This window comes from Methylomonas sp. ZR1, assembly GCF_013141865.1.
In the GTDB taxonomy this organism is placed as follows: domain Bacteria; phylum Pseudomonadota; class Gammaproteobacteria; order Methylococcales; family Methylomonadaceae; genus Methylomonas.
In genome coordinates, this window is sequence record NZ_RCST01000001.1 from 2,305,649 (window position 1) to 2,326,911 (window position 21,263).

The 21,263-nt window shown below is 54.6% G+C and carries 19 protein-coding genes; 10 read left to right on the forward strand and 9 right to left on the reverse strand.

Annotated elements, in window-relative coordinates; translation table 11 throughout:
* The first annotated feature begins 68 nt into the window (after positions 1-68).
* From DDY07_RS10435 to DDY07_RS10470, 8 genes are all read left to right on the forward strand, one after another.
* A complete protein-coding gene (locus DDY07_RS10435) occupies positions 69-1,196 on the forward strand; it encodes an aminotransferase class V-fold PLP-dependent enzyme (RefSeq protein WP_171695835.1) in 1,128 nt (375 codons plus the stop codon).
* A gap of 610 nt (positions 1,197-1,806) precedes the next feature.
* The gene (locus tag DDY07_RS10440) at positions 1,807-2,463 is read left to right on the forward strand and encodes a hypothetical protein (RefSeq protein WP_171695836.1); all 657 of its coding nucleotides are present in this window, start codon (positions 1,807-1,809) and stop codon (positions 2,461-2,463) included.
* 413 nt (positions 2,464-2,876) lie between these two features.
* A complete protein-coding gene (locus DDY07_RS10445) occupies positions 2,877-2,966 on the forward strand; it encodes a potassium-transporting ATPase subunit F (protein WP_033155269.1) in 90 nt (29 codons plus the stop codon).
* Positions 2,966-4,774, forward strand: a complete 1,809-nt coding sequence (kdpA, locus tag DDY07_RS10450; protein ID WP_171695837.1) for a potassium-transporting ATPase subunit KdpA — start codon at positions 2,966-2,968, stop codon at positions 4,772-4,774. Before DDY07_RS10445 ends, kdpA begins: the two co-directional genes overlap by 1 nt.
* A gap of 19 nt (positions 4,775-4,793) precedes the next feature.
* Complete coding sequence (kdpB, locus tag DDY07_RS10455; RefSeq protein ID WP_171695838.1) at positions 4,794-6,905, forward strand: potassium-transporting ATPase subunit KdpB; 2,112 nt, start codon at positions 4,794-4,796, stop codon at positions 6,903-6,905.
* Positions 6,906-6,914: 9 nt separating this feature from the next.
* The gene (gene kdpC, locus DDY07_RS10460; RefSeq protein WP_171695839.1) at positions 6,915-7,505 is read left to right on the forward strand and encodes a potassium-transporting ATPase subunit KdpC; all 591 of its coding nucleotides are present in this window, start codon (positions 6,915-6,917) and stop codon (positions 7,503-7,505) included.
* Positions 7,502-10,240: a sensor histidine kinase KdpD gene (locus DDY07_RS10465; protein WP_171695840.1), complete on the forward strand. Its 2,739-nt coding sequence runs from the start codon at positions 7,502-7,504 to the stop codon at positions 10,238-10,240. The genes kdpC and DDY07_RS10465 overlap by 4 nt, the downstream gene beginning before the upstream one ends.
* A 24-nt stretch (positions 10,241-10,264) precedes the next feature.
* A complete protein-coding gene (locus DDY07_RS10470; protein WP_171695841.1) occupies positions 10,265-10,963 on the forward strand; it encodes a response regulator in 699 nt (232 codons plus the stop codon).
* 40 nt (positions 10,964-11,003) lie between these two features.
* Here the strand turns inward: DDY07_RS10470 and DDY07_RS10475 are convergent, their stop codons facing one another.
* The 6 genes from DDY07_RS10475 to DDY07_RS10500 form a co-directional block, all read right to left on the reverse strand.
* On the reverse strand, positions 11,004-11,891 hold the full coding sequence (locus DDY07_RS10475; protein WP_171695842.1) for a GGDEF domain-containing protein: 888 nt from the start codon (positions 11,889-11,891) through the stop codon (positions 11,004-11,006).
* Between the two features lie 167 nt (positions 11,892-12,058).
* A complete protein-coding gene (gene sufT, locus DDY07_RS10480; protein ID WP_171695843.1) occupies positions 12,059-12,607 on the reverse strand; it encodes a putative Fe-S cluster assembly protein SufT in 549 nt (182 codons plus the stop codon).
* A 7-nt stretch (positions 12,608-12,614) separates the two neighbouring features.
* Positions 12,615-13,343 carry an SDR family NAD(P)-dependent oxidoreductase gene (locus DDY07_RS10485; RefSeq protein WP_171695844.1) on the reverse strand — a complete coding sequence of 243 codons (729 nt, stop codon included), beginning with the start codon at positions 13,341-13,343 and terminating at the stop codon, positions 12,615-12,617.
* Positions 13,334-14,005 carry an HAD family hydrolase gene (locus DDY07_RS10490; RefSeq protein WP_171695845.1) on the reverse strand — a complete coding sequence of 224 codons (672 nt, stop codon included), beginning with the start codon at positions 14,003-14,005 and terminating at the stop codon, positions 13,334-13,336. The genes DDY07_RS10485 and DDY07_RS10490 overlap by 10 nt, the downstream gene beginning before the upstream one ends.
* A 6-nt stretch (positions 14,006-14,011) precedes the next feature.
* On the reverse strand, positions 14,012-14,719 hold the full coding sequence (gene ubiG / locus DDY07_RS10495) for a bifunctional 2-polyprenyl-6-hydroxyphenol methylase/3-demethylubiquinol 3-O-methyltransferase UbiG (RefSeq protein ID WP_171695846.1): 708 nt from the start codon (positions 14,717-14,719) through the stop codon (positions 14,012-14,014).
* Between the two features lie 142 nt (positions 14,720-14,861).
* Complete coding sequence (locus DDY07_RS10500; protein WP_171695847.1) at positions 14,862-16,184, reverse strand: TRZ/ATZ family hydrolase; 1,323 nt, start codon at positions 16,182-16,184, stop codon at positions 14,862-14,864.
* 400 nt (positions 16,185-16,584) lie between these two features.
* On the opposite strand from DDY07_RS10500, the gene mtnA reads away from it, so the two are divergent.
* Positions 16,585-17,622 (forward strand): S-methyl-5-thioribose-1-phosphate isomerase, encoded by a 1,038-nt coding sequence (gene mtnA, locus DDY07_RS10505; protein ID WP_171695848.1) that lies wholly within the window; start codon positions 16,585-16,587, stop codon positions 17,620-17,622.
* The gene (gene cysZ, locus DDY07_RS10510) at positions 17,616-18,350 is read left to right on the forward strand and encodes a sulfate transporter CysZ (protein ID WP_171695849.1); all 735 of its coding nucleotides are present in this window, start codon (positions 17,616-17,618) and stop codon (positions 18,348-18,350) included. Before mtnA ends, cysZ begins: the two co-directional genes overlap by 7 nt.
* Before the next feature lie 96 nt (positions 18,351-18,446).
* On the opposite strand, the gene pbpC is transcribed toward cysZ, so the two are convergent.
* The 3 genes from pbpC to DDY07_RS10525 all read right to left on the reverse strand — a co-directional run bounded on the left by pbpC (position 18,447) and on the right by DDY07_RS10525 (position 21,180).
* A complete protein-coding gene (pbpC, locus tag DDY07_RS10515) occupies positions 18,447-20,747 on the reverse strand; it encodes a penicillin-binding protein 1C (RefSeq protein ID WP_171695850.1) in 2,301 nt (766 codons plus the stop codon).
* Complete coding sequence (locus DDY07_RS10520; RefSeq protein ID WP_171695851.1) at positions 20,647-20,961, reverse strand: hypothetical protein; 315 nt, start codon at positions 20,959-20,961, stop codon at positions 20,647-20,649. The genes pbpC and DDY07_RS10520 overlap by 101 nt, the downstream gene beginning before the upstream one ends.
* An 87-nt stretch (positions 20,962-21,048) precedes the next feature.
* Complete coding sequence (locus DDY07_RS10525; protein WP_216614739.1) at positions 21,049-21,180, reverse strand: BrnA antitoxin family protein; 132 nt, start codon at positions 21,178-21,180, stop codon at positions 21,049-21,051.
* Between the last annotated feature and the right edge of the window lie 83 nt (positions 21,181-21,263).

Genomic DNA, 21,263 nt, shown 5'->3' on the forward strand with positions numbered 1-21,263 from the left:
TGATAGGCCGAGTGTTTTACCGCATCATCCCTATCGATTCGCCCTCCCCCTTTTTACCGGTACGCACCATGAAACACCCCGAATTCCCGTTAACCAACGAGCTGATTTATCTCAACCACGCCGCCGTAGCCCCCTGGCCGAAACGCACCAGCGCAGCGGTGATTCAATTTGCCGAACAAAACTGCCAGTTCGGCTCGCATTACTATCTGGATTGGTTGAAAAAAGAAAACGAAATCCGCCGCCAATTGCAGACCTTATTGAATGCACCCTCGGCTAACGATATTGCACTGGTGAAAAACACCTCGGAAGCCTTGTCTTTCGTGGCCTTTGGCTTACCCTGGCAAGCCGGCGACAACATCGTCTCCAGCAATGAGGAATTTCCGTCCAACCGCCTGCCCTGGCAAGCCTTGGCCGAGCGCGGCGTCGAGTTTAGAGAAGCCGATTTGCACAGTGCCGCAACCCCGGAAGATGCCCTGTTTGCGCTGGTGGATGGCAATACCCGTTTGTTGACCATCAGTTCCATTCAATTCGCCTCCGGCCTGCGCATGGATCTGGAACGCATCGGCGAATTTTGCAAACAGCGCGGCATCCTGTTTTGCATCGACGCGATTCAAAGCCTGGGCGCGGTGCAATTTGACGTGCAAGCCTATCAGGCCGACTTTGTGATGGCTGATGGGCATAAATGGCTGTTCGGCCCAGAAGGCCTGGGGGTGTTTTATACCAACCCGGCCGCACGCGACCGGCTCAAGCTCAGCCAATATGGCTGGCACATGATGAAAGACACGCATAATTACGAAAACCTGCCATGGGAGATCCATCCCGGCGCCCGCCGTTTCGAATGTGGCAGCCCGAACATGTTGGGCATTCACGCCTTGTCCGCCAGTTTGTCTTTATTACTGGAAACCGGCATGCCGACAGTCGAGGCCCTGGTTCTGGAACGCAGCAACTACCTGCGCGAAGCCATCAGCGCCAACGCCGAGCTGATTTTACTGTCGCAGCGGCACAGCCGTTTGCAGTCCGGCATCGTCAACTTCAAACACCGATCCATTGACAATGAAGTGCTTTATAAGCATTTGCAAAAAAATGGTGTGGTTTGTGCCCTACGCGGCGGCGGGATTCGCTTTTCGGCGCATTTTTACAATACATTGGCGGAATTGGATCGGGCGCTAATACTGGCCACAGCGGTTTCGGAATGACGTTCGCCGAACTGTATTGGTACGAATATTATCGCTAACTTTTGCCTGATTAAACGGGCCGAAGGCATAGACAGCCGCTTTGGCCAGACTTCCATAGCACCCGTGCGGGTTTCCGGCCGCTGCGAGGGCGTCCTAAAAAGTCCCGGCGGCATATAAAATTCCCGCGTCTGCGTCCCCCAATATCCCGAATGCACATCCGGCGGGCAGGAAGGCGCCGCCAAGCAGTTTAGCGGTGCCGCCACAAGAACCTGCGGCACCACTGGACATCTCGTGATAGCCTTCCGGATGTTTTTACATGCCAACGGCGCGCTATAAAATGCGGTTGCAGCCACGGGAAGTGTGGTCTCAATCATTTGATGAACACATTACCGTCGATTGATCCCAATAATTGATCACGGCTACCAGAACAAACGTCTTGTTACGGAGCAGGACCAGCACCTAATTTTTTATATAAAAATCGCAGATGCGCTTGGTCAATGGACAAATTCTGTTTGACCGGCATCATCAGTTCTACCTTTCCCCTACCCCTTTGTGCAGTTTTCGCAAGCTATCGGCTTCGTTAGACTCAACCCTCAATACAGTCACCACCCCAAACAATTAGGAGAATTGAATGAAAAAGACACTGTTTCCGGCGATCGGAATGTTGCTTGCCGGTTTGGCAAGCTCCGGCCATGCTGCCGTCACCACCATCGATTTCAACAGCATTGCTTTACATCCCACCAATCACGAAATTTCAGTGCCCAAACCCTATCTGGAAGACGGCTTCAAGTTGAGCACGCTGGCCGGGGTGTCATTCCAGTTAAGCGGTGGCACCCTCTACGCGATCATGCCTGCCAGCCCTTATTGGACCGGCAGCGTCGGTTTGTATTCCGGGGTAGTCACCAATCAAGGTAGCGTCTTTTTACTGGAAAAACAGGATGGCGGTTCGTTTGACTTACTCAGTATGGACGCGGCGTCGTTTTGGACCATTGCCAGCGGCCGGCAGTTCTCTGTTTATGGCTACCCGCAAGCCGGCGGCTTCGTCAGCCAGTCATTCCTGCTTGACGCGACCACAAATACGTTGGAAACCCTTTATTTCAACGATTCCTTCAAAAACCTGAATAAAATTATCTTCAGCTCGACCTATGCGCAGGTTGACAACATCAAACTGGGCCTTCCTTCGCCGATTTCGGCCGTACCAGTTCCCGGCGCGGCATGGCTGCTGCTGAGCGGCTTAGGCTTCATCAGTCGACGTAATATCGCCAAGGCATTACGCTGGTCCCGTTAAACGCCACTGGTTAATTCGTCGCGTTTCAAGACAGTAAGGCTAAATCCACAGGGCGGCAATAGACAAAGGCATATTTCGCCCTGTGGCGGCGGTTTACATGCGGCGCAATACCCGCAGGCTATTGCGTCCTTGACCACGAACTACCGTCAATCGGTAAAACAATTCAGCCATCAATCCCGAATTCATCCCGCCAAAGCAAGAGCAAGTTTCCCAACAGAAAAGCCTTCTTGATCAACAAATTCGATTGAGTTTTATGTTTTCTTAACGAATATTCAAAGAATTTTTACGACATTTTTACCCGCCAATCGGTAGATTGTGACTCAGGCGATCAGCGGCAAAACCGCCAAAATTTTGGACTGTTTGACGTATTCGCCCGTCTAAAAAATGCTTAAGCATCTTTGCAGGAGGTCTATATGAGCGGGATTTATCTATTAAGCGGCGGCTTGGCGCTGCTGGTGTTTATTTATCTAGTGGTCGCGCTGTTTTATCCGGAGAAATTCTGATGAACGAAACCGGCTTCCTACAAATTTTTATCTATCTGCTGGCCTTACTGCTGCTGAGCAAGCCACTGGGTACGTACATGGCACGGGTGTATCAAGACGAATCCATCGTGGGCAACACTTGGTTTGCCGGGCTTGAGCGCGGACTTTATCGGCTGTGCGGCATACAAATCCAGCAAGATATGCGCTGGCAGCAATATGCCGGTGCTTTGCTAATTTTTAACTTGCTGGGTCTGCTGGTGGTTTATGCCATGCAAACCTGCCAAGACCTGTTGCCGCTCAATCCGCAGGCCCTGCCGGCCATCAGCTCCGACTCAGCTTTAAATACCGCCATTAGTTTTGCCACCAACACCAATTGGCAGGGCTATGCCGGTGAGGCCAGCATGAGTTACCTCACGCAAATGCTCGGTTTAACGGTGCAGAACTTTTTGTCGGCAGCCAGCGGTATGGCGGTACTGGTGGCTTTGATACGCGGTTTCAGCCGGCGTAACACCAACGGCATTGGCAATTTCTGGGTGGATATGACGCGCTCGACGCTGTATATCCTGCTGCCGCTTTCGTTGCTACTTGCTGTCGTCTTGGTGGGGCAAGGCGTGGTGCAAACCTTTGATCGTTATGCCACCGTCAAGCTGCAAGAACCGCTGACTTACTCGGCACCAGCGCTTGATGCGGATGGACACGCTGTACTGGATGCACAAGGCCAACCCGTCACTCAAACCCAGCAAAGCCAGGCACAAACCCTGGCCTTGGGCCCCGCGGCCTCGCAAATTGCCATCAAGCAGCTTGGTACCAACGGCGGCGGTTTTTTTAATGCCAACTCGGCGCATCCTTACGAAAACCCCACCCCGCTGAGCAATTTTTTGGAAATGCTCGCCATCCTGTTAATCCCCGCCGCGCTGTGTCATACCTTTGGTTTTTTGGTCGGCGATAGCCGGCAAGGCTGGGCGCTGTTGGCAGCGATGACACTGGTGTTTGTGACGCTGGTGTTCGTCACCGTGCCCGCCGAACAACACGGCAATCCGGCGCTGGCGAGTTTGGGCGTGGATCAAGCCGCGTCCAATCAACAAGCCGGCGGCAATATGGAAGGCAAGGAAGCCCGCTTCGGCATCGTCAATTCCGCACTGTGGGCAGTAGCGACCACCGCCGCCTCCAACGGCTCGGTGAACGCTATGCACGACTCGTTCACCCCCATCGGCGGCATGATCCCGATGTGGTTGATCCAGCTGGGCGAAGTGATCTTCGGCGGCGTGGGCTCGGGCCTTTACGGCATGATCGTGTTCGCGCTAGTGGCGGTGTTTATCGCCGGATTGATGATAGGCCGCACGCCGGAGTATTTAGGCAAAAAGATCGAAGCCTTTGAAATGCAGATGGCGGCGGTGATTATTTTAATCCCCCCGCTCTTAGTGTTGGGCGGCACGGCGTTAGCCTTAATGACCGAAGCCGGCAAGGCATCCATCCTCAATCCCGGCGCCCATGGCTTTAGTGAAGTGTTGTATGCGTTGTCCTCGGCAGGTAATAACAACGGCAGCGCCTTCGCCGGTTTGTCGGCCAATGTGCCGTTTTATAACTACTTACTCGGCTTGGCAATGCTGGTATCGCGTTACGGGTTGATGATTCCGGTATTAGCCATCGCCGGCTCGCTGGCCGCCAAAAAACATGTGCCGGTCGGTCCCGGCACCTTACCCACCCATACGCCCTTGTTCGCGGTGTTGCTGATTATCACGGTGTTAATGGTCGGCGCGTTGACCTTTGTGCCGGCGCTGGCCTTAGGCCCTATCGTCGAGCAGTTGCACATGCTCGCTCATTCTTGATTTCATAGCAGGTAAGCATATGACTCACAAAGCGCTCTCGTCTTCCTTATTTGACCCTGACCTGCTTAAGCAAGCGGTTTGGGAATCCTTTAAAAAACTGACGCCGCAGCAACAATGGAAAAATCCGGTGATGTTTGTCGTGTATCTGGGCAGTTTGTTAACTACGCTGTTATGGCTGCAAGCTTTGGCCGGTGATAGCGAGGAATCCGCCAGTTTTATCTTAACTATCACGGTCTGGTTATGGTTTACGGTGCTGTTCGCCAACTTCGCCGAAGCGGCCGCGGAGGGCCGCAGCAAAGCGCAGGCGGCTTTCTTGCGCACCGCCAAGCGCGATATTGCCGCCAAGAAGCTGGATGAACCGCGTTACGGTAGCAACTACGCCAAAATCGCCGGCTCCAGTCTGCTGAAAGGCGATGTGGTGCTGATCGAAGCCGGGGATTTCGTGCCGGGCGATGGCGATGTCATCGAAGGCGTAGCCTCGGTGGACGAAAGCGCTATCACCGGCGAAAGCGCGCCGGTAATCCGCGAATCGGGCGGCGATTTCAGCTCGGTGACCGGCGGCACCCGGGTATTATCGGATTGGCTGGTGGTGCGGATTTCCGCTAACCCCGGCGAAACCTTTCTGGACCGGATGATTTCGATGGTGGAAGGCGCCAAGCGGCAGAAAACTCCGAACGAAATTGCCTTGACTATCCTGCTGGTGGCCCTGACGCTGGTGTTTTTGATGGCCACGGTGACTTTGCTGCCCTTCTCGTTGTATAGCGTGGAAACGTCCGGTGCGGGCCACCCAATTTCGATCACCGTGCTGGTGGCTCTGTTGGTGTGCTTGATTCCCACCACCATAGGCGGCTTGCTGTCGGCGATTGGCGTCGCGGGTATCGGCAGAATGATGCAAAAAAATGTGATCGCCACCTCCGGCCGCGCGGTGGAAGCGGCCGGTGATGTGGATGTGCTGTTGCTGGATAAAACCGGCACCATTACCTTGGGCAATCGGCAGGCTGCGGCATTCATTCCCGCCAAAGGCATCAGCGAGAAGCAGTTGGCCGATGCCGCGCAACTGGCTTCGTTGACCGACGAAACCCCGGAAGGCCGCAGCATCGTCGTGCTGGCCAAACAAAAGTTTGGTTTGCGCGAGCGCGACGTGCAATCCCTGGGCGCGACTTTTATCCACTTCAGCGCCCAAACCCGGATGAGCGGGGTCAACTTCCCCTCCCCCCAGCCCTCTCCCGAAGGGCGAGGGAGCGAAAACATGCGGCAAATCCGCAAGGGTGCCGAAGATGCGATTAAACAGTATGTGACCGAACAAGGCGGCCGCTTTCCCGAAGAAATCCAAAAAATGGTCGTCGATGTGGCGCGGCGCGGCAGTACCCCGCTGGTGGTAGCCGACGGCAAACAGGCCCTGGGCGTCATCGAATTAAAAGACATCGTTAAAGGCGGCATCAAGGAACGCTTCATCGAACTGCGGCAGATGGGTATCAAAACCATCATGATCACCGGCGACAATCGCCTGACCGCTGCGGCGATTGCCGCCGAGGCCGGCGTCGACGACTTTCTAGCGGAAGCCACGCCGGAAGCCAAGCTGGCTTTGATTAGACAGCATCAAGCGGACGGCCGCTTAGTGGCTATGACCGGCGACGGCACCAACGATGCTCCGGCACTGGCGCAAGCCGACGTGGCGGTGGCGATGAACAGCGGCACCCAGGCCGCGAAAGAAGCCGGGAATATGGTCGATCTGGATTCCAACCCGACCAAATTGATCGAGATCGTCGAAACCGGCAAGCAAATGTTGATGACGCGCGGGGCGTTGACCACCTTTAGCGTGGCCAACGACGTGGCGAAATATTTCGCCATCATCCCGGCCGCCTTTGCCACCACCTATCCGGCTTTGAACGTTTTGAACGTCATGGGTTTGGCCACCCCGGCCAGCGCTATACTGTCGGCGGTGATATTCAATGCGCTGATCATCATCGCCTTGATCCCGCTGGCTTTGAAAGGCATCAAATATCAGCCGCTCGGCGCTGAAAAACTGTTGCAAAACAATTTGCTGGTCTACGGTGTCGGCGGCTTAATCGTGCCGTTCATCGGCATCAAGGCGATTGATTTGATACTGGTAACGATGAATCTGGTGTAGGAGAAAAACATGATTAGCTACTTCAGACCTGCTGCCACCCTCCTGTTGCTCATGACCTTTCTCACCGGCGGCCTCTATCCGGCGCTGGTTACTTTACTGGCGCAAGGCGTTTTTCCTGCCCAAGCCAACGGCAGCCTGATACACGATAAGCAAGACCAAACCATTGGCTCTGCTTTAATCGGTCAAAGCTTCAGCCAGGCCCGGTATTTTTGGGGCCGGCCGTCGGCAACCGCGCCCTACCCTTACAACGCAGCGGCATCCGGCGGTTCCAACCTCGGCCCGACCAATCCGGCCTTGAGCGACGCGGTAAAACTGCGCATTCAAGCACTACAGCAACTCGACCCGGACAATCGTGCTCTGGTGCCTGTGGATTTGGTTACCGCATCCGCCAGCGGCTTGGACCCGCACATCAGTATTGCGGCGGCCCATTACCAAATCAAGCGCGTAGCCAAAGCGCGCAAATTGCCGGAAAGTGTCGTTCGAGATTTGGTCGAATCGCATAGCGAACCCAGGCAATGGCGAATATTCGGCGAACCTAGAGTTAATGTCTTGAGTTTAAATCTGGCTTTGGACGCCTACTCGCAAGCCACCACACCATGAACGAGCAACGCCTGGACCCCGATCAACTTCTGGCCCGCGTCGAACGCGACAAAGCCAAGGCCAAGCGCGGCCGCCTGAAAATATTTTTCGGCGCGGCGGCCGGGGTCGGGAAAAGCTATGCGATGCTGCTGGCGGCGCGCGAACGCCGTGCGGAAAATCTCGATGTGATCGTCGGCCTGGTGGAAACTCATGGTCGCGCGGACACCGAAGCGCTGTTGACGGGCTTAGAAACCCTCCCAACCCGCAAGATCGACTACAAAGGCGCCGTGTTGCAGGAGTTTGATATTGATGCGGCCTTAAAACGCCGGCCAGCCATCATCCTGGTTGACGAACTGGCGCATACCAACGCGCCCGGCTCGCGCCATCCGAAACGCTGGCAAGATATTCGCGAATTGCTGGAAGCCGGGATTGATGTGTATACCGCGCTGAACGTGCAACACCTGGAAAGCCTGAATGACGATGTAGGGCAGATTGCCGGCATCCGTATCTGGGAAACCGTGCCGGACACAGTATTCGAGGACGCCGACGAAGTCGAGCTGGTGGATTTGCCCCCCGACGAATTGTTGCTGCGCCTACGAGAAGGCAAAGTCTATTTGCCGCAGCAAGCCCAACACGCGATTCAGAATTTTTTCCGTAAAGGCAATCTGATTGCGCTACGCGAACTGGCCTTGCGGCAAACCACCAATCGCGTCGACGCGCAAATGCTGGATTATCGTGAAGACAATGCGATTCGCGAAGTCTGGCAGGTCAACGAAAGGCTGATGGTGTGCATCGGCCCGAATGTGCTGGCTGAGCGTCTGGTCAGAGCCGGCAAGCGCTTGGCGACCAGCCTGCGTTCGGCCTGGATCGTGGTTTACGTGGAAACGCCCGAATTGGCGCGCTTGCCCGCCGAAAAGCGCGACGGGATTTTACGGGTATTGCGGCTGGCGGAACAGCTTGGCGCCGAAACGGTGACGCTCAGCGCGCCGGAGATGAGCGAAGCGCTCATCCGCTTTGCCCGCGAACGCAATATCAACAAAATCGTAGTCGGTAAGCCCAGCCGACGCGGCTGGCGGCGCTGGCTGTTGGGTTCTGTGGTCGATGTATTGATCAGCCACGCTCACAATATCAATATTTACCTGCTGGGCAGCCCGCAACTGGGCGAACGCGAGGAACTGGAAGCCGAGCTGTCTTTATTCAAGAAATCACCCCTGCCCGGCCTGCGACAACGCATCCCCAGTAAAACTCGCCGACGCTATCGCGGCTATCTGTGGGCGATGGGAGTGACCTTGCTCTGCACGGCGGTGGGCAAGATGTTGTTCGGCAAGGTGGAACTGGCCAATGTGGTGATGGTGTATTTACTCGGTGTGGTGTTTGTCGCCACCCATTTCGGGCGCGGGCCGTCGGTGTTGGCCTCCTTGCTCAGCGTCGGCGTATTCGACGTGCTGTTCGTGCAGCCTTTCTACAGTCTGTCGGTAGCCGATAGCCAGTATCTGATCACGTTGTTGGCCATGCTGGTGGTGGCTTTTGTCATCAGCAATCTGATGGTCAACGTCCGCGCGCAGGCCAAGGTTGCCGCGCATCGCGAACGCCGCGCCGCGGCCTTATACGCGATGAGCAAGGAGCTGGCGGTGGCGCAAAGCGAACAGCAAATCGTCGCGACCGCCGTTAAACATCTATACGCCGAATTCAGCAGCCGCAATGTCATTTTATTTGCCAATCCGGGCGGGCGGCTGGTCTATCCCAAACAACACAGCCTGCCTCAATCTTTGCGCGGCACGGATTTGAGCGTGGCGCAGTGGGTCTACGATCACAACGAAATGGCCGGGCACGGCACCCATACCTTACCCGGCAGCGCGGCGATTTATTTTCCGATTCAAGACGAAGACAAAGCCATCGGCGTATTGGCGCTGTTACCGGTCAATTTACGCCGGGTGTTTTTGCCGGAGCAGCAAAAATTACTGGAAACCTTTTTGCGGCAAATCGGCCAGGCCGTCGCTCGTTTACGCTTTGCCGAACAGGCCAAATCGACACAATTGCAAATCGAAGCCGAACGGCTGCGCAACTCCTTACTCAGCGCCATTTCTCACGACTTGCGGACCCCGTTGTCGACGATCATTGGCTCGGCCAGTGCCTTAGTCGAAGACGAAGGCCATTTACAGGCCCAGCACCGGCTGGAACTCGGCCGTGCCATCTATGACGAAGCCGAACGGATGGCCAATTTGGTGAATAATATTCTGGACATGGCTAGACTCGACGCCGGCGTGGTGGAATTAAACAAACAGTGGCATCCTGTCGAAGAAATTATCGGCACCGTCCTAACGCGCTTGCAAAAACACCTGGCCGGCCGAAAAGTCAGCGTCAGCCTGCCGCCGGGTATTCCGCTGGTATTTGTCGATGCGGTGATGATAGAGCAGGTGTTGATTAATCTATTGGAAAACGCCGTGCGCTATACCGCTGCGGGCTCCGAACTTGAAGTGTTTGCCCAATACGTCGGCAATACCATGGAAATTTCGGTCGCCGATCACGGCCCCGGTATTCCCAAAGGTCTGGAGGATAAATTGTTCGAGAAATTTTACCAAGCCCGTCATGAATCGGCGCAAAGCGGCGTCGGCTTGGGGCTGGCGATTTGCCGAGCCATTGTCGAAGTGCATGGCGGCCGGATTCGCGCTAACAACAAACCGGGGGGCGGTGCGATCTTTACCTTCGCGCTACCCAACGACGAATCCCCTCCGCTTATGGAGCCGGAGGAATGAACATAATCCCACTGGATTTTGGCCATGGCTAAAACGCATCCCGTTATTATCGTGATCGAAGACGATCCACCGATCCGGCGCTTTTTGCGTACCAGTCTGGCGACGCACGACTTTGCGGTATTCGAAGCCGAGACCGGCAAACAAGGCCTGATTGAAGCCGGCGTGCGTAAACCGGATTTGCTGATTCTGGATTTAGGCTTGCCGGATTTGGATGGCGTCGAGGTGATCAAGAGTGTGCGCAGCTGGTCGGCCGTGCCTATCATCGTGCTGTCGGCGCGCAGTAACGAACAGCAAAAAATCGACGCCTTGGACGCCGGCGCGGACGATTACCTAACCAAGCCGTTTGGATTCGGCGAGCTGTTGGCGCGCATACGGGTGGCTTTGCGACATGCCAGCCGACCGGCGGAACATGCTCAGGACGAGGTGTTTGTCGTCGATGCACTGAAAGTGGATTTACGCAACCGGGTAGTCAGCGTCGATGGCAACGACATTCATCTGACGCCGATTCAATACCGCTTGCTCTGCGTGCTGATCAAGCATGCCGGCAAAGTTTTGACGCATCAGCAAATTTTGAAGGAAGTTTGGGGGCCGTCGTATCAGGAAAATCCGCATTATTTACGGATTTATATGAGCCAATTGCGGCAAAAGCTGGAAAGCGATCCGACTCAGCCGAAATATTTGCTGACCGAGTCGGGTGTGGGCTATCGCTTTAAAGTGGGTTAAGCGGCAACCTCGGTCTGATCGCCGCAGTGCGAAAACCGAATCAATATCCCACTTCTACCCGGTTTCTACCGCGTTGTTTGGCTTGATACATCGCGGCATCGGCTCGTTTGAGCAAGGATTCCGGGCTATCGCTACCTTTTAAGGCTGCAACGCCCAAACTGGCGGTAAGATTCAACACGTCCATGCCATAAGCCAAAGTGTGCGATTCAATATCTGCGCGGATGCGCTCGCCTATCACCATCGCACCGTCGATGTCGGTATCGCTCAGCAAAATCACAAACTCTTCGCCGCCGTAACGAAACACCGCGTCGCTGCCGCGCACACTGTCTTTCAACCAGCCGGCCAATGAGGACAGAGCCAAATCGCCGCAGGCATGCCCGTAATCGTCGTTGATATGCTTGAAGTGATCGACATCCACAAAAATCACCGACAAATGCTGCGAATTACGATGCGCACGTTTGATTTCGCGCAGCAAACAGTCGTTAAACGCGGTGCGGTTATTGGTTTTGGTTAAAGGGTCGGTGAATGCCATTTTCAATGCTTGCTGAAACAAAGTGGCATTTCTTAGCGGGTAAATCAGGCAACACAACAGGCTTTCCAGCATTTTTAATTCGTCTTTGCTGAAGCGATTGCTACGGGTTAGTTTCAACTCGCCCAGCTGCTGCTCTTCGACTTTTAGGGCATAGCTGCAAGAGTGGCGGGCCATCACGCCGCGTTTGAATTCCAAATCGAAATCTTCGTTGATGTATTCAAAGCCGTTATGCGGAATGGTATTTTGAATTTTGTCGCAGAAAATGGCGATCAACTCGTTGAATTCCAATGAAGTCTGCAAAGCACTACTGATATCGTAGTGATGCAAATTGACAGCGGTTGACGCTTCAAAGGTTTTATTACTGACTATCGCTAAATCGGCTGCTTTATCTCTCATGACGGTTCCCCGAGTCTTGAATCAAACTTCAAGGAGAATAAAGCCAAGAGCGTGCCAATTATTTTATAGCTATAAAATACAATTACTTAAACACAAACAACCGCAGTTTTCTTCAGCAAGCGGCAATTTTCCGCCGCTTAGCTGCCGCCGCCTCTCTTTGCCGACTTTTAAAACAAACCCAACTGTACTTGCGCGACTTCCGACATCATTTCCCGCGACCAAGGCGGATCTAACACCACTTCGACATCAACCGAACTAACGCCGGGTAAGGCGCGGATGCATTTTTCCACGTCGCTTTGGATCACCGGGCCCATGCCGCATCCGGGCGCGGTCAAGGTCATCTGAATATGCACATCGTTGCCACCATCGGCGTTAGGCTTGGCACTGCAATGGTAAACCAAACCCAAATCGACGATATTGACCGGGATTTCCGGGTCGTAGACGGTTTTCATCACTTCCCAGCAGTTTTTTTCCACCGCCTTGCTGTCGGTTTCCGACACCAGCGTATGCAAATGCTGGGTTTCCTTGCCCAAGGCATCGGCGTCGATACCGGCGATCCGTACCATGTGGCCGTAATCGGTCACCACGGTGTAATTACTGCCCAAGGCCTGGTGTATTGTGACTTCCTGGCCTTTATTCAAAGTGCCGTGGTTACCGTCCGGAATGGTAACAATGTTGACGTCGCGGGTTAAAAATACAACTTCTCTGTCTGCCATAAGTTTCTTAAGGTTTGAAAGTTTGGGCGTCAATAATTTGACCGGTCTTGCCGATACTGGCGTCGCTGAATAAGTAAACATACAGCGGGTCCAAGCTGTTCATGCTCGGCAGCCTGGTTTTATCTTCGGCAGGGAAAGCTTTCTTCCGCAAAGGTGAATCCACCGGTCCCGGTACCAAAGTATTAACACGGATTTTTCCTGCTGCTTCCAGTTCCGCGGCCAAAATCCCGGCAAGACCTTCCAGCGCGATTTTCGCTACGCCGTAAGCACCTGAATAAGCCTGGACTTTACGCGCCGAGGAATCGGAAATAAACACAATAGAAGCGTGCTCGCTGCGTTGCAGCAAGGGCAATAACACCCGACACAACAGGAAAGGCGCACTGAGGTTGACGTTTAAGGCATGTCCCCAATCCTTGGTTTTGTAATTGGCGATGGGGCTGTAAGCGCTAAACTCCACGGCCGCATGCAATACGCCATGCAAAGCGCCGTAGCGCTGGGCTATCGCTTCGGCCATTTCTTCGTATTGCGCTTCACTGGCACCGGCCAGATCGAAGGGATACATCACCGGTTCCGGGCCGCCGGCAGCCACAATCGCATCGTAGACTTTTTCCAGCTTGGGGATGCTTTTATCCAACAGAATGATTTGCGCGCCCTGCCCGGCTAATGCCAGCGCCGCCGTGCCGCCCAGACCGCCGCCGGCACCGGTAATCAGTAAAACCTTATTGCTTAATGACATAAATTAGCGTGTATCCATTCCATCAATTGTGGCGGCTGTTCGATCAAGGCGTCGGCACCCCAGGTGTCGGGCTGATCGTCGCTTTGCAAATAACCGTATAGTGCCGCCAGGGTTCTCATATTCGCGCGTTTACCGGCGGTAATGTCGTGTATCGCGTCGCCGATATACACGCAATTTTCCGGCAACACCCCGGCTTGGCGGCAAGCGGCCAGCATCGGTTCCGGATGCGGCTTGCTATTGGCAGTGGTATCGCCACTGATAATGCAGGCGGCTCGGTCGCTGAGTTGCATCGCCTCCATCAAGGGCACGGTAAAACGGGACTTTTTATTGGTGACTACGCCCCACTTCAAACCCAGTTGTTCTATCGCTTCCAAACTATCGGCAATCCCCTGGAAGAAGCGGCTGTGTTCAGCGATATTCTGTTCGTAGGTATCCAGCATAAAGGCCAGCATCTGCTGCGCCAAGCTGTCTTCAACGCTAACGCAATGCTTGATCATCGGCATGGCACCATGGGAAATGAACGGACGCACTGACTCTGTTGGCGCTTCCGGAAAACCGTGGGCCAGCAGCGTCTTGTTCAAACAGGCGATCAGATCGGGTGCGGTATCGACCAAGGTCCCGTCCAGATCAAACAGCACGCAATCCAGTTTAAATCCAGTCATGCTGCGTTACTCGGGGCGCTGAAACGCCGCTATATAGTTGACGTCTATATCTTTACCCAAACTAAAGCGCTTGCTAAACGGACTGTATTCGATACCGACCATCCCTTGCAGTTCCAGTCCGGCGTTTCTAGCCATTTGCCCAAGCTCGGAAGGTTTGATAAAGGTTTTATAGTCGTGCGTGCCTTTGGGTACCATTTTCAGCACATGCTCGGCCGCGACAATTGCCAGCAACCAGGCTTTCGGCACCCGATTCAATGTCGAGAAAAACACCATGCCGCCGGGCTTAACCAGTGTTGCGCACGCGGCAATGATGGATGCCGGATCAGGCACGTGCTCCAGCATTTCCATGCAGGTGACATGATCGAAGCCGGCCGGCTGTTCCTCGGCCAGTTGTTCGGCGCTGATTTTGCGGTAACTGGCGTTGACGCCGGTTTCCAGGCCATGCAAATCGGCAATATCCAGCAAGTCTTCGCTTAAATCCACACCCAAGGCATCCGCGCCGGCTTTCGCCAAACCTTCGGTAAGAATCCCGCCGCCGCAACCGACATCCACCACCCGCTTGCCTGACAAATCGGCGTATTGCTGAATGAACTGCAAACGCAAAGGATTGACGTCATGCAAGGTTTTAAATTCGCCGTTCGGATCCCACCAACGCTCGGCTTGCGAGCCGAACTTATGAATTTCGTGAGGATGTACGTTTTCTGTCGCTGTCATAATGCCAACCTGTTCATGGGGCTATAGTTTACTGTATTACTAGGTTATTCGTCATGCGCCAACTTCCGGCCCTGATGTTGAATTCAGTACCACGGCTTAAATGGCCTGTCACAAGGCTTCTTGGCGACTTATAAAAAAACGATTAATTCGCTGGATGTTCTTGCAAGCGTTCTTGCCAAAGTGTGACTTTTTGTCGCAGAGCCGGAACATCAAACGAGGTCAATTCGCGCTTGCGCAGCAACTGCTTGCCGTTAATCCAAACATCAGTCACCTGATGCCGGCCGGCGGCATAGACGATTTGCGCCAGCGGATTAAACAAGGGTTGAGTTTCCAGTTCACTCAGATCTATCGCTACCACGTCGGCCGCTTTGCCGATAACCAGTGAACCGATTTCAGCGTCCAAACCCAAGGCCTTGGCGCCGTTAATAGTCGCCATTTCCAACGCTGTCGTCGCCGATACCGCGCTGGCATCGCCTGCTACCCCCTTACCCAGCAAGGCTGCGGTACGCATTTCCGACAGCATATCCAGATCGTTATTGCTGGCGGCACCGTCGGTGCCCAAGGCCACATTGATACCCGCAGCCAGACACGCCGACACCGGACAAAAGCCACTAGCCAATTTCAAATTGGATTCCGGGCAATGCACGATGTGGCCGCCGGTTTCCGCGTAAAGTTGGATGTCCTCGCTGGACAATTGCGTCATATGCACCGCTATAAACGATGGCGTCAACAAACCCAGTTCATGCAAACGCTGTAGCGGCGTTTGGCCGTTTTTACCTTTTTGCTCATCGACTTCGTGCGCGGTTTCGTGCAAGTGCATATGCACCGTCAAGTTCATCTCGTCGGCGTAGGTGATGACATTACGCAACGGTCCGTCCGACACGGTGTATGGCGCGTGCGGCGCAAACGAGGTGCTGATCAAAGTTTCGTGCCGGAGTTGCTCGTGCAGCGCCAAACCCTTGGTCAGATAGGCATCCGCGTTTTCCGCCCAGACGGTCGGAAAATCGAACACGATCAAACCGATATTGGCGCGTATGCCGTGTTGCATGGCTTGCTGCGCGACGATTTCCGGAAAGAAATACATGTCATTAAAACAAGTCGTACCGCAGCGCAGCATCTCGGCAATCGCCAGATCGGTGCCATCTCTGACAAACGCTTCGCTGACCCATTTTTGTTCGGCCGGCCAGATATGGTTTTGCAGCCAATCCATCAGATGCAGATCGTCGGCAATCCCGCGCAGCAAGGACATCGCGGCGTGGGTATGGCAGTTAATCAAACCCGGAATCAGTGCGTGCTGATCCAACACTTCGAGCTGTCGGGCTTGGTACTTTGACATGGCCTGCTCAGTCGGTAACAAATCGACAATTCTGCCGTCATCTATCACAAGACTGGCGTGCTCATGGATTTCGGACGCCGGCTCTACCGGTATTATCCAACGGGCTTGAATGAGAAGGTCGACCAGCATGGGTTCTCCCGATATGCAAAGCGGCGATTATACCTCGTTAGCCGGCTTGCTCGCCTGCGGAGAACAGCGCAGGCCGCCACCCACTCCGACCCACACCCCAATTTAATTTTGCTGAACGTCATGATGCCGGAATGGGACGGGGGCGCTTTACCGTCTCGCCTGCGCGAAAACCCAGCGGCCCGCCATCGTATCGACACGGATCGCAGCCAACGGGAAGTCAATATCCCCCGGCAGTAAGTGCAAAAACACCTTAAAATAGCACTCGTACAACGGACTACCGCCGCATCTGATTTGCCTTTTCAACGCAAATTGGCCGCGCTTTTACCTCAAGCGCATAGGGAAAAGAGCAGTTGCCGGGCATTTCATAACCTCCTCAAATATAGATTTAGACGAAATCATCATGACTACAACGCAAAAACTTTCCGTACAAGCCTTGCAATGGAGCGGACACAGCCTGAAAGTGCTGGACCAGCGCTTGCTGCCGGAAACCATCACCTACGACGAATACAACGATGCCGCCGGCGTTACCGAGGCCATTGCCTCAATGCGGGTGCGCGGCGCCCCGGCCATAGGCATCGCCGCGGCTTACGGGGTAGTGCTATCGGCGCTGCGGCACTATCCGCAAGCCGATTGGCAAGCTGCCGTTGCACAAGACATTCAACAACTCGCCGCGTCCCGGCCGACGGCGGTAAACCTGTTCTGGGCGCTGGATAAAATGCGCGGCCTGCTAGCGCAAAATCCGCCGGAACCCGTCGCCGCATTGACTCAATTGGCCGAGCAAATCCACGCCGAGGACATCGCTGCCAACCACGCGATGGGCGAGCGCGGCGCGGATGTCATCGGCAATGCTAAAGCGGTATTGACGCATTGCAACGCCGGCGCGTTGGCCACCGGCGGTTACGGCACCGCGCTGGGCGTGATTCGCAGTTTGCACAAGCGCGGTCAATTGCAAAACGTCTACGCCGACGAAACCCGGCCCTGGCTGCAAGGCGCTCGTCTGACCGTTTGGGAACTGGCGCAAGACGGCATCCCCGCCACGCTGATCGCCGATTCGGCGGCAGCCTGGCTGATGCAATCCGGCAAAATCGACTGGATCATCGTCGGCGCCGACCGCATCGCCGCCAACGGCGACGTCGCCAACAAGATTGGCACCTATTCGCTGGCGGTTTTGGCCAAACAACACGGGGTAAAAATGATGGTGGCCGCGCCCTCTTCCACCTTCGACTTCAGCATGGAGAATGGCGACAGTATCGAAATAGAACAACGCAATCCCAAAGAATTGTTGGCGGATTGTTACTTAAACGACGGCTCGCTGGTGAACGCCTGGAACCCGGTATTCGACGTCACCCCAGCCGCCCTGATTAGCGCCATCGTCACCGAACGCGGCGTGGTTATCGACCCCGGTCTGCACGGGGTAAGGAGTTTGGCACCATGTTAAACATACCGCGCGGCAATAACCCTGTCTTTGCGCTGACCTGCTTGTGGCAGGGCGTGAAAATGCTCACCCACCCCGAACTGCGCAAATACCTGTTGATACCCTTGTTCATCAATATGGTGTTGTACACCGGCGCCTTCGTGCTGGGCTACCATTCGGTATCGGCTTTGATACATTCCTTTATCCCGGACTGGTTGTCCTGGCTGAATTGGATTTTATGGCCGCTGTTTTTTGTCAGCTTTTTAGTGATCGGCTTCTTTACCTTCACCCTGTTCGCCAACCTGATCGCCGCGCCGTATTACAGCCAGCTAGCGGCTAAGACGCTGCAATTGATCAGCGGCGGCAGCATTGCAAAAGCCGATCTGCCCTGGGACAAGGTGTTTTTTGGTGAATTGCGGCGGGTCGGCTATTTGTTGCTGCGCATCTTGCCACTGCTGCTGCTATTTTTGATTCCGGTCGTCAATTTGATCGCCCCCTTTATCTGGGCGGTATTTGCCGCCTGGGGTATCGCCATGGAATTTCTGGCGTATCCGCTGGAAGAACGCGGCCTGCCGTTTCCCGAACAGAAACAATTCATGCAGCAAACCCGTTGGGGGGTATTAAGCTTCGGCGGCTTGACCGGTCTGGGCTTGACCTTGCCTATCGTGAATTTATTAATGGGCCAAGCGGCGGTGATTGGCGCGACGATTTATGTATACTGTTTGTCAGAAGCCGAGCAGACGCCTGATTAGCGTTGCATTCCGAAATCAAATAAACCGTGCTTTCAAACCCATATTATTGAGTGACGGCCAACACCTAAACCTCGCTAGTGTAGAGTAACTCGTAGCCTATTCTACCCGTGTTGCGTCAACCACTAAACTTGACGAGCGCCCTTGATCGTCAACCACGACGATCTCGACGCGGCCGGGTTTCGCCGGCCACAACACAGTAGCACCTTCACCCACAAAACTATCGTCTACAAACCAAAATAAACGATGCTGACCACCGGCGGCGATAGCGCTGAATTCAATGCCGTTTTGCTGCCCGCCGCGTACCGGATAGCTCACCCCTGGTTGCGGAGACACTATTTTGGGCGAATCGATTACCACATCGACCGATGGACTTTGCTCGCATAAGCGTTCGAAAGGTGGCGGATTGTCATGGCGGATGCCGGCCTGACGGAACGCCTCCAACTCGTCACTATCCCAAAATTCAGCGACACGGGTTTCGCCTGGCGTATCGTCTTCCGGGCACTTTCGTAAGCCGTTGGCCGGGTTGATACGTATCGATCTATGCAAGGTGCAGGTTTTAATTGGCGACACGCCTGGAATAATCCAGCCTTCCTTGCGATGTGGGCACCAATCAGATACCGGTTGTCCCGACAACGGGCAGATTTCGATGCGTTTCAACCCAGGTGGCGGAATTTTATCGACAGGACTCGGCCGTTCCATGGCGACGGCATCCAGAATATCGAACAACAGCGGCCCTAGCAATTCTCGTCCGACCAAGTGGCGGTTGGGGCTGCCGTCAAAATTGCCGGCCCAGACACCGACCAGCAAATCGCCCATGACGCCTATGGCCCAGGCATCTTTCAGGCCGGAAGACGTACCGGTTTTCCACGCGACGGCCCGTTGTCGACCGAAACTGCGTCCGCCAAAACTGCGTTGCGGGCGTGGATTGCTTTCCAGCATTTCGCCGACTAGAAACGCCGATTCCGGCGTCAACAGCGGCTTACCTGCAGGTTGATCCTCCTGATTCAACCACCGTAATTCCCGCAACTCACCGGCATTGGCCAACATGCCGTACAGTTTCATTAAATCCTCCATGGAGATCTCTGCTCCACCTATCGCTAGACTCAGCCCGTAATTGGCGGCCTGTTTGGGGATATTTATGCCGGCCTGAAGTAGAAATTGGTGAAACGTCGGTTTTTGCAACTGCGCCAACAGGCTGATAGCCGGAATATTTCGGCTGCGCACCAAGGCCTCGGTGGCCGACAGCGGGCCGTAGAAGTTACGCTCGAAGTTTTCCGGTTGGTAGTCGCCCAGACGCAACGGCGTATCCTTTAGACGAGTATCCGGAGTGATCAGACCTTGAGTGATGGCCTGAGCATAAATGAAGGGCTTCAAGGTAGATCCTGGCGAACGCGGCGATTTCAAGCCATTGACGTAACCATGAATATCGGCGTTGAAATAATCCGCCGAACCCACATAGCCCAACACCGCCATACTCGGCACATGCACCACCATCACACTGGCGTTGGCTACGCCCTGTAATCTATGTTGACGCAGAAAACCGCCCAGCAATTCCTCGCTTAGTGCCTGCACGGTGCCATCCAACGTTGACGACAAGGTTGCCGATTCAGGATGTAGACTATGCAATCGTTCGGCGAAATGTGGCGCGCCGAACGGCAGCTCCTTACGCGACCTGAACCAGAGACGGTCGAATCCGGGATCGTTACCGTATGCCGCCTGCCAGGCCAAGTGCAGCCTTTGCCGTGCAGCAGGATTCATAGGTGCCCTTGCGTGGGGGTTTTGCGGTATCAGCGCCAGAGCCCGCGCCTCGTCTTGATTGAGCGCCGAAACCGGCTTGTGGAAATAAACCCAGGCCGCCGCGCCGGCGCCCTCAATGTTGGCGCCATAGGGCGCCAGATTAAGATAGGCTTCCAACAATGCCGTTTTAGTGAAATGCCGCTCCAACCACAAGGCATAAGCCATTTGCTTTAACTTGCCGTCTACGGTATCGGTCTTCAAGCGCCAGCGCTGCCGCGCTAATTGCATGCTCAACGTCGATGCGCCCATCCGACGATCTTGCGTGATCAAACTGCTCCACACCGCCCGCAACAGCGACACCGGATTGATACCGGGATGCTGGTAAAACCAGCGGTCTTCGTAATGCAGCGTCGCATCTTGCAAGGATTGCGGCAGTTCTGCCAATGGCGTCCACAGCCGGTATTTTTCGTCGGACGTTAGACTCAATCGCAGCAAGCGACCATCGTTGTCGGTCACGACATACGAGCCGTTGGCTCGGTTGACCAACAACGGTTGCGGGCTAAAGCCCTGTGCCAGCCAGATCAGCAATGTCAGTAAAGCCGTCGCCAACAGCAGGCGTTTGGCCGGCGAGGATTTCAAAACCTTGGCGGTAAATTTCATTAGTTTTGGTGAAATAGAGACCAAGCGGCGACAATTCACCTCCATTTTGAGAGATTTTGTCGGCGCATCTAACCTGATCCGTTAAGCAAATATTGCCTGACCGTTGCCTAGCAGTTTGGAAAAAAAATTCAGCCCGCGACCCAGCATCCAGCGTTCGCCGTTTAACCGCCGCCCAATTTTCGGCATTTTCGTACCAGGCAATCCCCACTTCCATACCTTACTTGAGGTTTTTTCCGCACGTAAACCTTCGATAAAGCTGGACTCCAGAGCTTCCAGGAATCCTGTTCAATATGGCTGTTTATTAATCCGCCGCATGCTCATTAAGCCAGCCTTTCAGCGCATCATTCATCCGCGTTTGCCAGCCACAGCCTCTGGCAAGGAAGGCCTCCAGTACATCCTTATCGAAACGAGCAATAGCTGGTGATATGAGCAAGGTTGCCCGGCAGATGCACGAAGGTCAATACCATTAACAAATGGAATAAATAGGTAAACGATTGCGGCGGCTTTAGCCGTTGC

Bases quoted from the DNA above. Each gene is read 5' to 3' on its own strand.
- mtnA (WP_171695848.1), top strand. From the start codon at position 16,585: ATGACTACAACGCAAAAACTTTCCGTACAAGCCTTGCAATGGAGCGGA.
- DDY07_RS10470 (WP_171695841.1), top strand. From the start codon at position 10,265: ATGGCTAAAACGCATCCCGTTATTATCGTGATCGAAGACGATCCACCG.
- kdpA (WP_171695837.1), top strand. From the start codon at position 2,966: ATGAACGAAACCGGCTTCCTACAAATTTTTATCTATCTGCTGGCCTTA.
- kdpB (WP_171695838.1), top strand. From the start codon at position 4,794: ATGACTCACAAAGCGCTCTCGTCTTCCTTATTTGACCCTGACCTGCTT.
- DDY07_RS10445 (WP_033155269.1), top strand. From the start codon at position 2,877: ATGAGCGGGATTTATCTATTAAGCGGCGGCTTGGCGCTGCTGGTGTTT.
- ubiG (WP_171695846.1), bottom strand. From the start codon at position 14,719: ATGACAGCGACAGAAAACGTACATCCTCACGAAATTCATAAGTTCGGC.
- kdpC (WP_171695839.1), top strand. From the start codon at position 6,915: ATGATTAGCTACTTCAGACCTGCTGCCACCCTCCTGTTGCTCATGACC.
- DDY07_RS10485 (WP_171695844.1), bottom strand. From the start codon at position 13,343: ATGTCATTAAGCAATAAGGTTTTACTGATTACCGGTGCCGGCGGCGGT.
- DDY07_RS10500 (WP_171695847.1), bottom strand. From the start codon at position 16,184: ATGCTGGTCGACCTTCTCATTCAAGCCCGTTGGATAATACCGGTAGAG.
- DDY07_RS10440 (WP_171695836.1), top strand. From the start codon at position 1,807: ATGAAAAAGACACTGTTTCCGGCGATCGGAATGTTGCTTGCCGGTTTG.
- cysZ (WP_171695849.1), top strand. From the start codon at position 17,616: ATGTTAAACATACCGCGCGGCAATAACCCTGTCTTTGCGCTGACCTGC.
- DDY07_RS10490 (WP_171695845.1), bottom strand. From the start codon at position 14,005: ATGACTGGATTTAAACTGGATTGCGTGCTGTTTGATCTGGACGGGACC.
- DDY07_RS10520 (WP_171695851.1), bottom strand. From the start codon at position 20,961: ATGGAAGTGGGGATTGCCTGGTACGAAAATGCCGAAAATTGGGCGGCG.
- pbpC (WP_171695850.1), bottom strand. From the start codon at position 20,747: ATGAAATTTACCGCCAAGGTTTTGAAATCCTCGCCGGCCAAACGCCTG.
- DDY07_RS10465 (WP_171695840.1), top strand. From the start codon at position 7,502: ATGAACGAGCAACGCCTGGACCCCGATCAACTTCTGGCCCGCGTCGAA.
- sufT (WP_171695843.1), bottom strand. From the start codon at position 12,607: ATGGCAGACAGAGAAGTTGTATTTTTAACCCGCGACGTCAACATTGTT.
- DDY07_RS10475 (WP_171695842.1), bottom strand. From the start codon at position 11,891: ATGAGAGATAAAGCAGCCGATTTAGCGATAGTCAGTAATAAAACCTTT.
- DDY07_RS10435 (WP_171695835.1), top strand. From the start codon at position 69: ATGAAACACCCCGAATTCCCGTTAACCAACGAGCTGATTTATCTCAAC.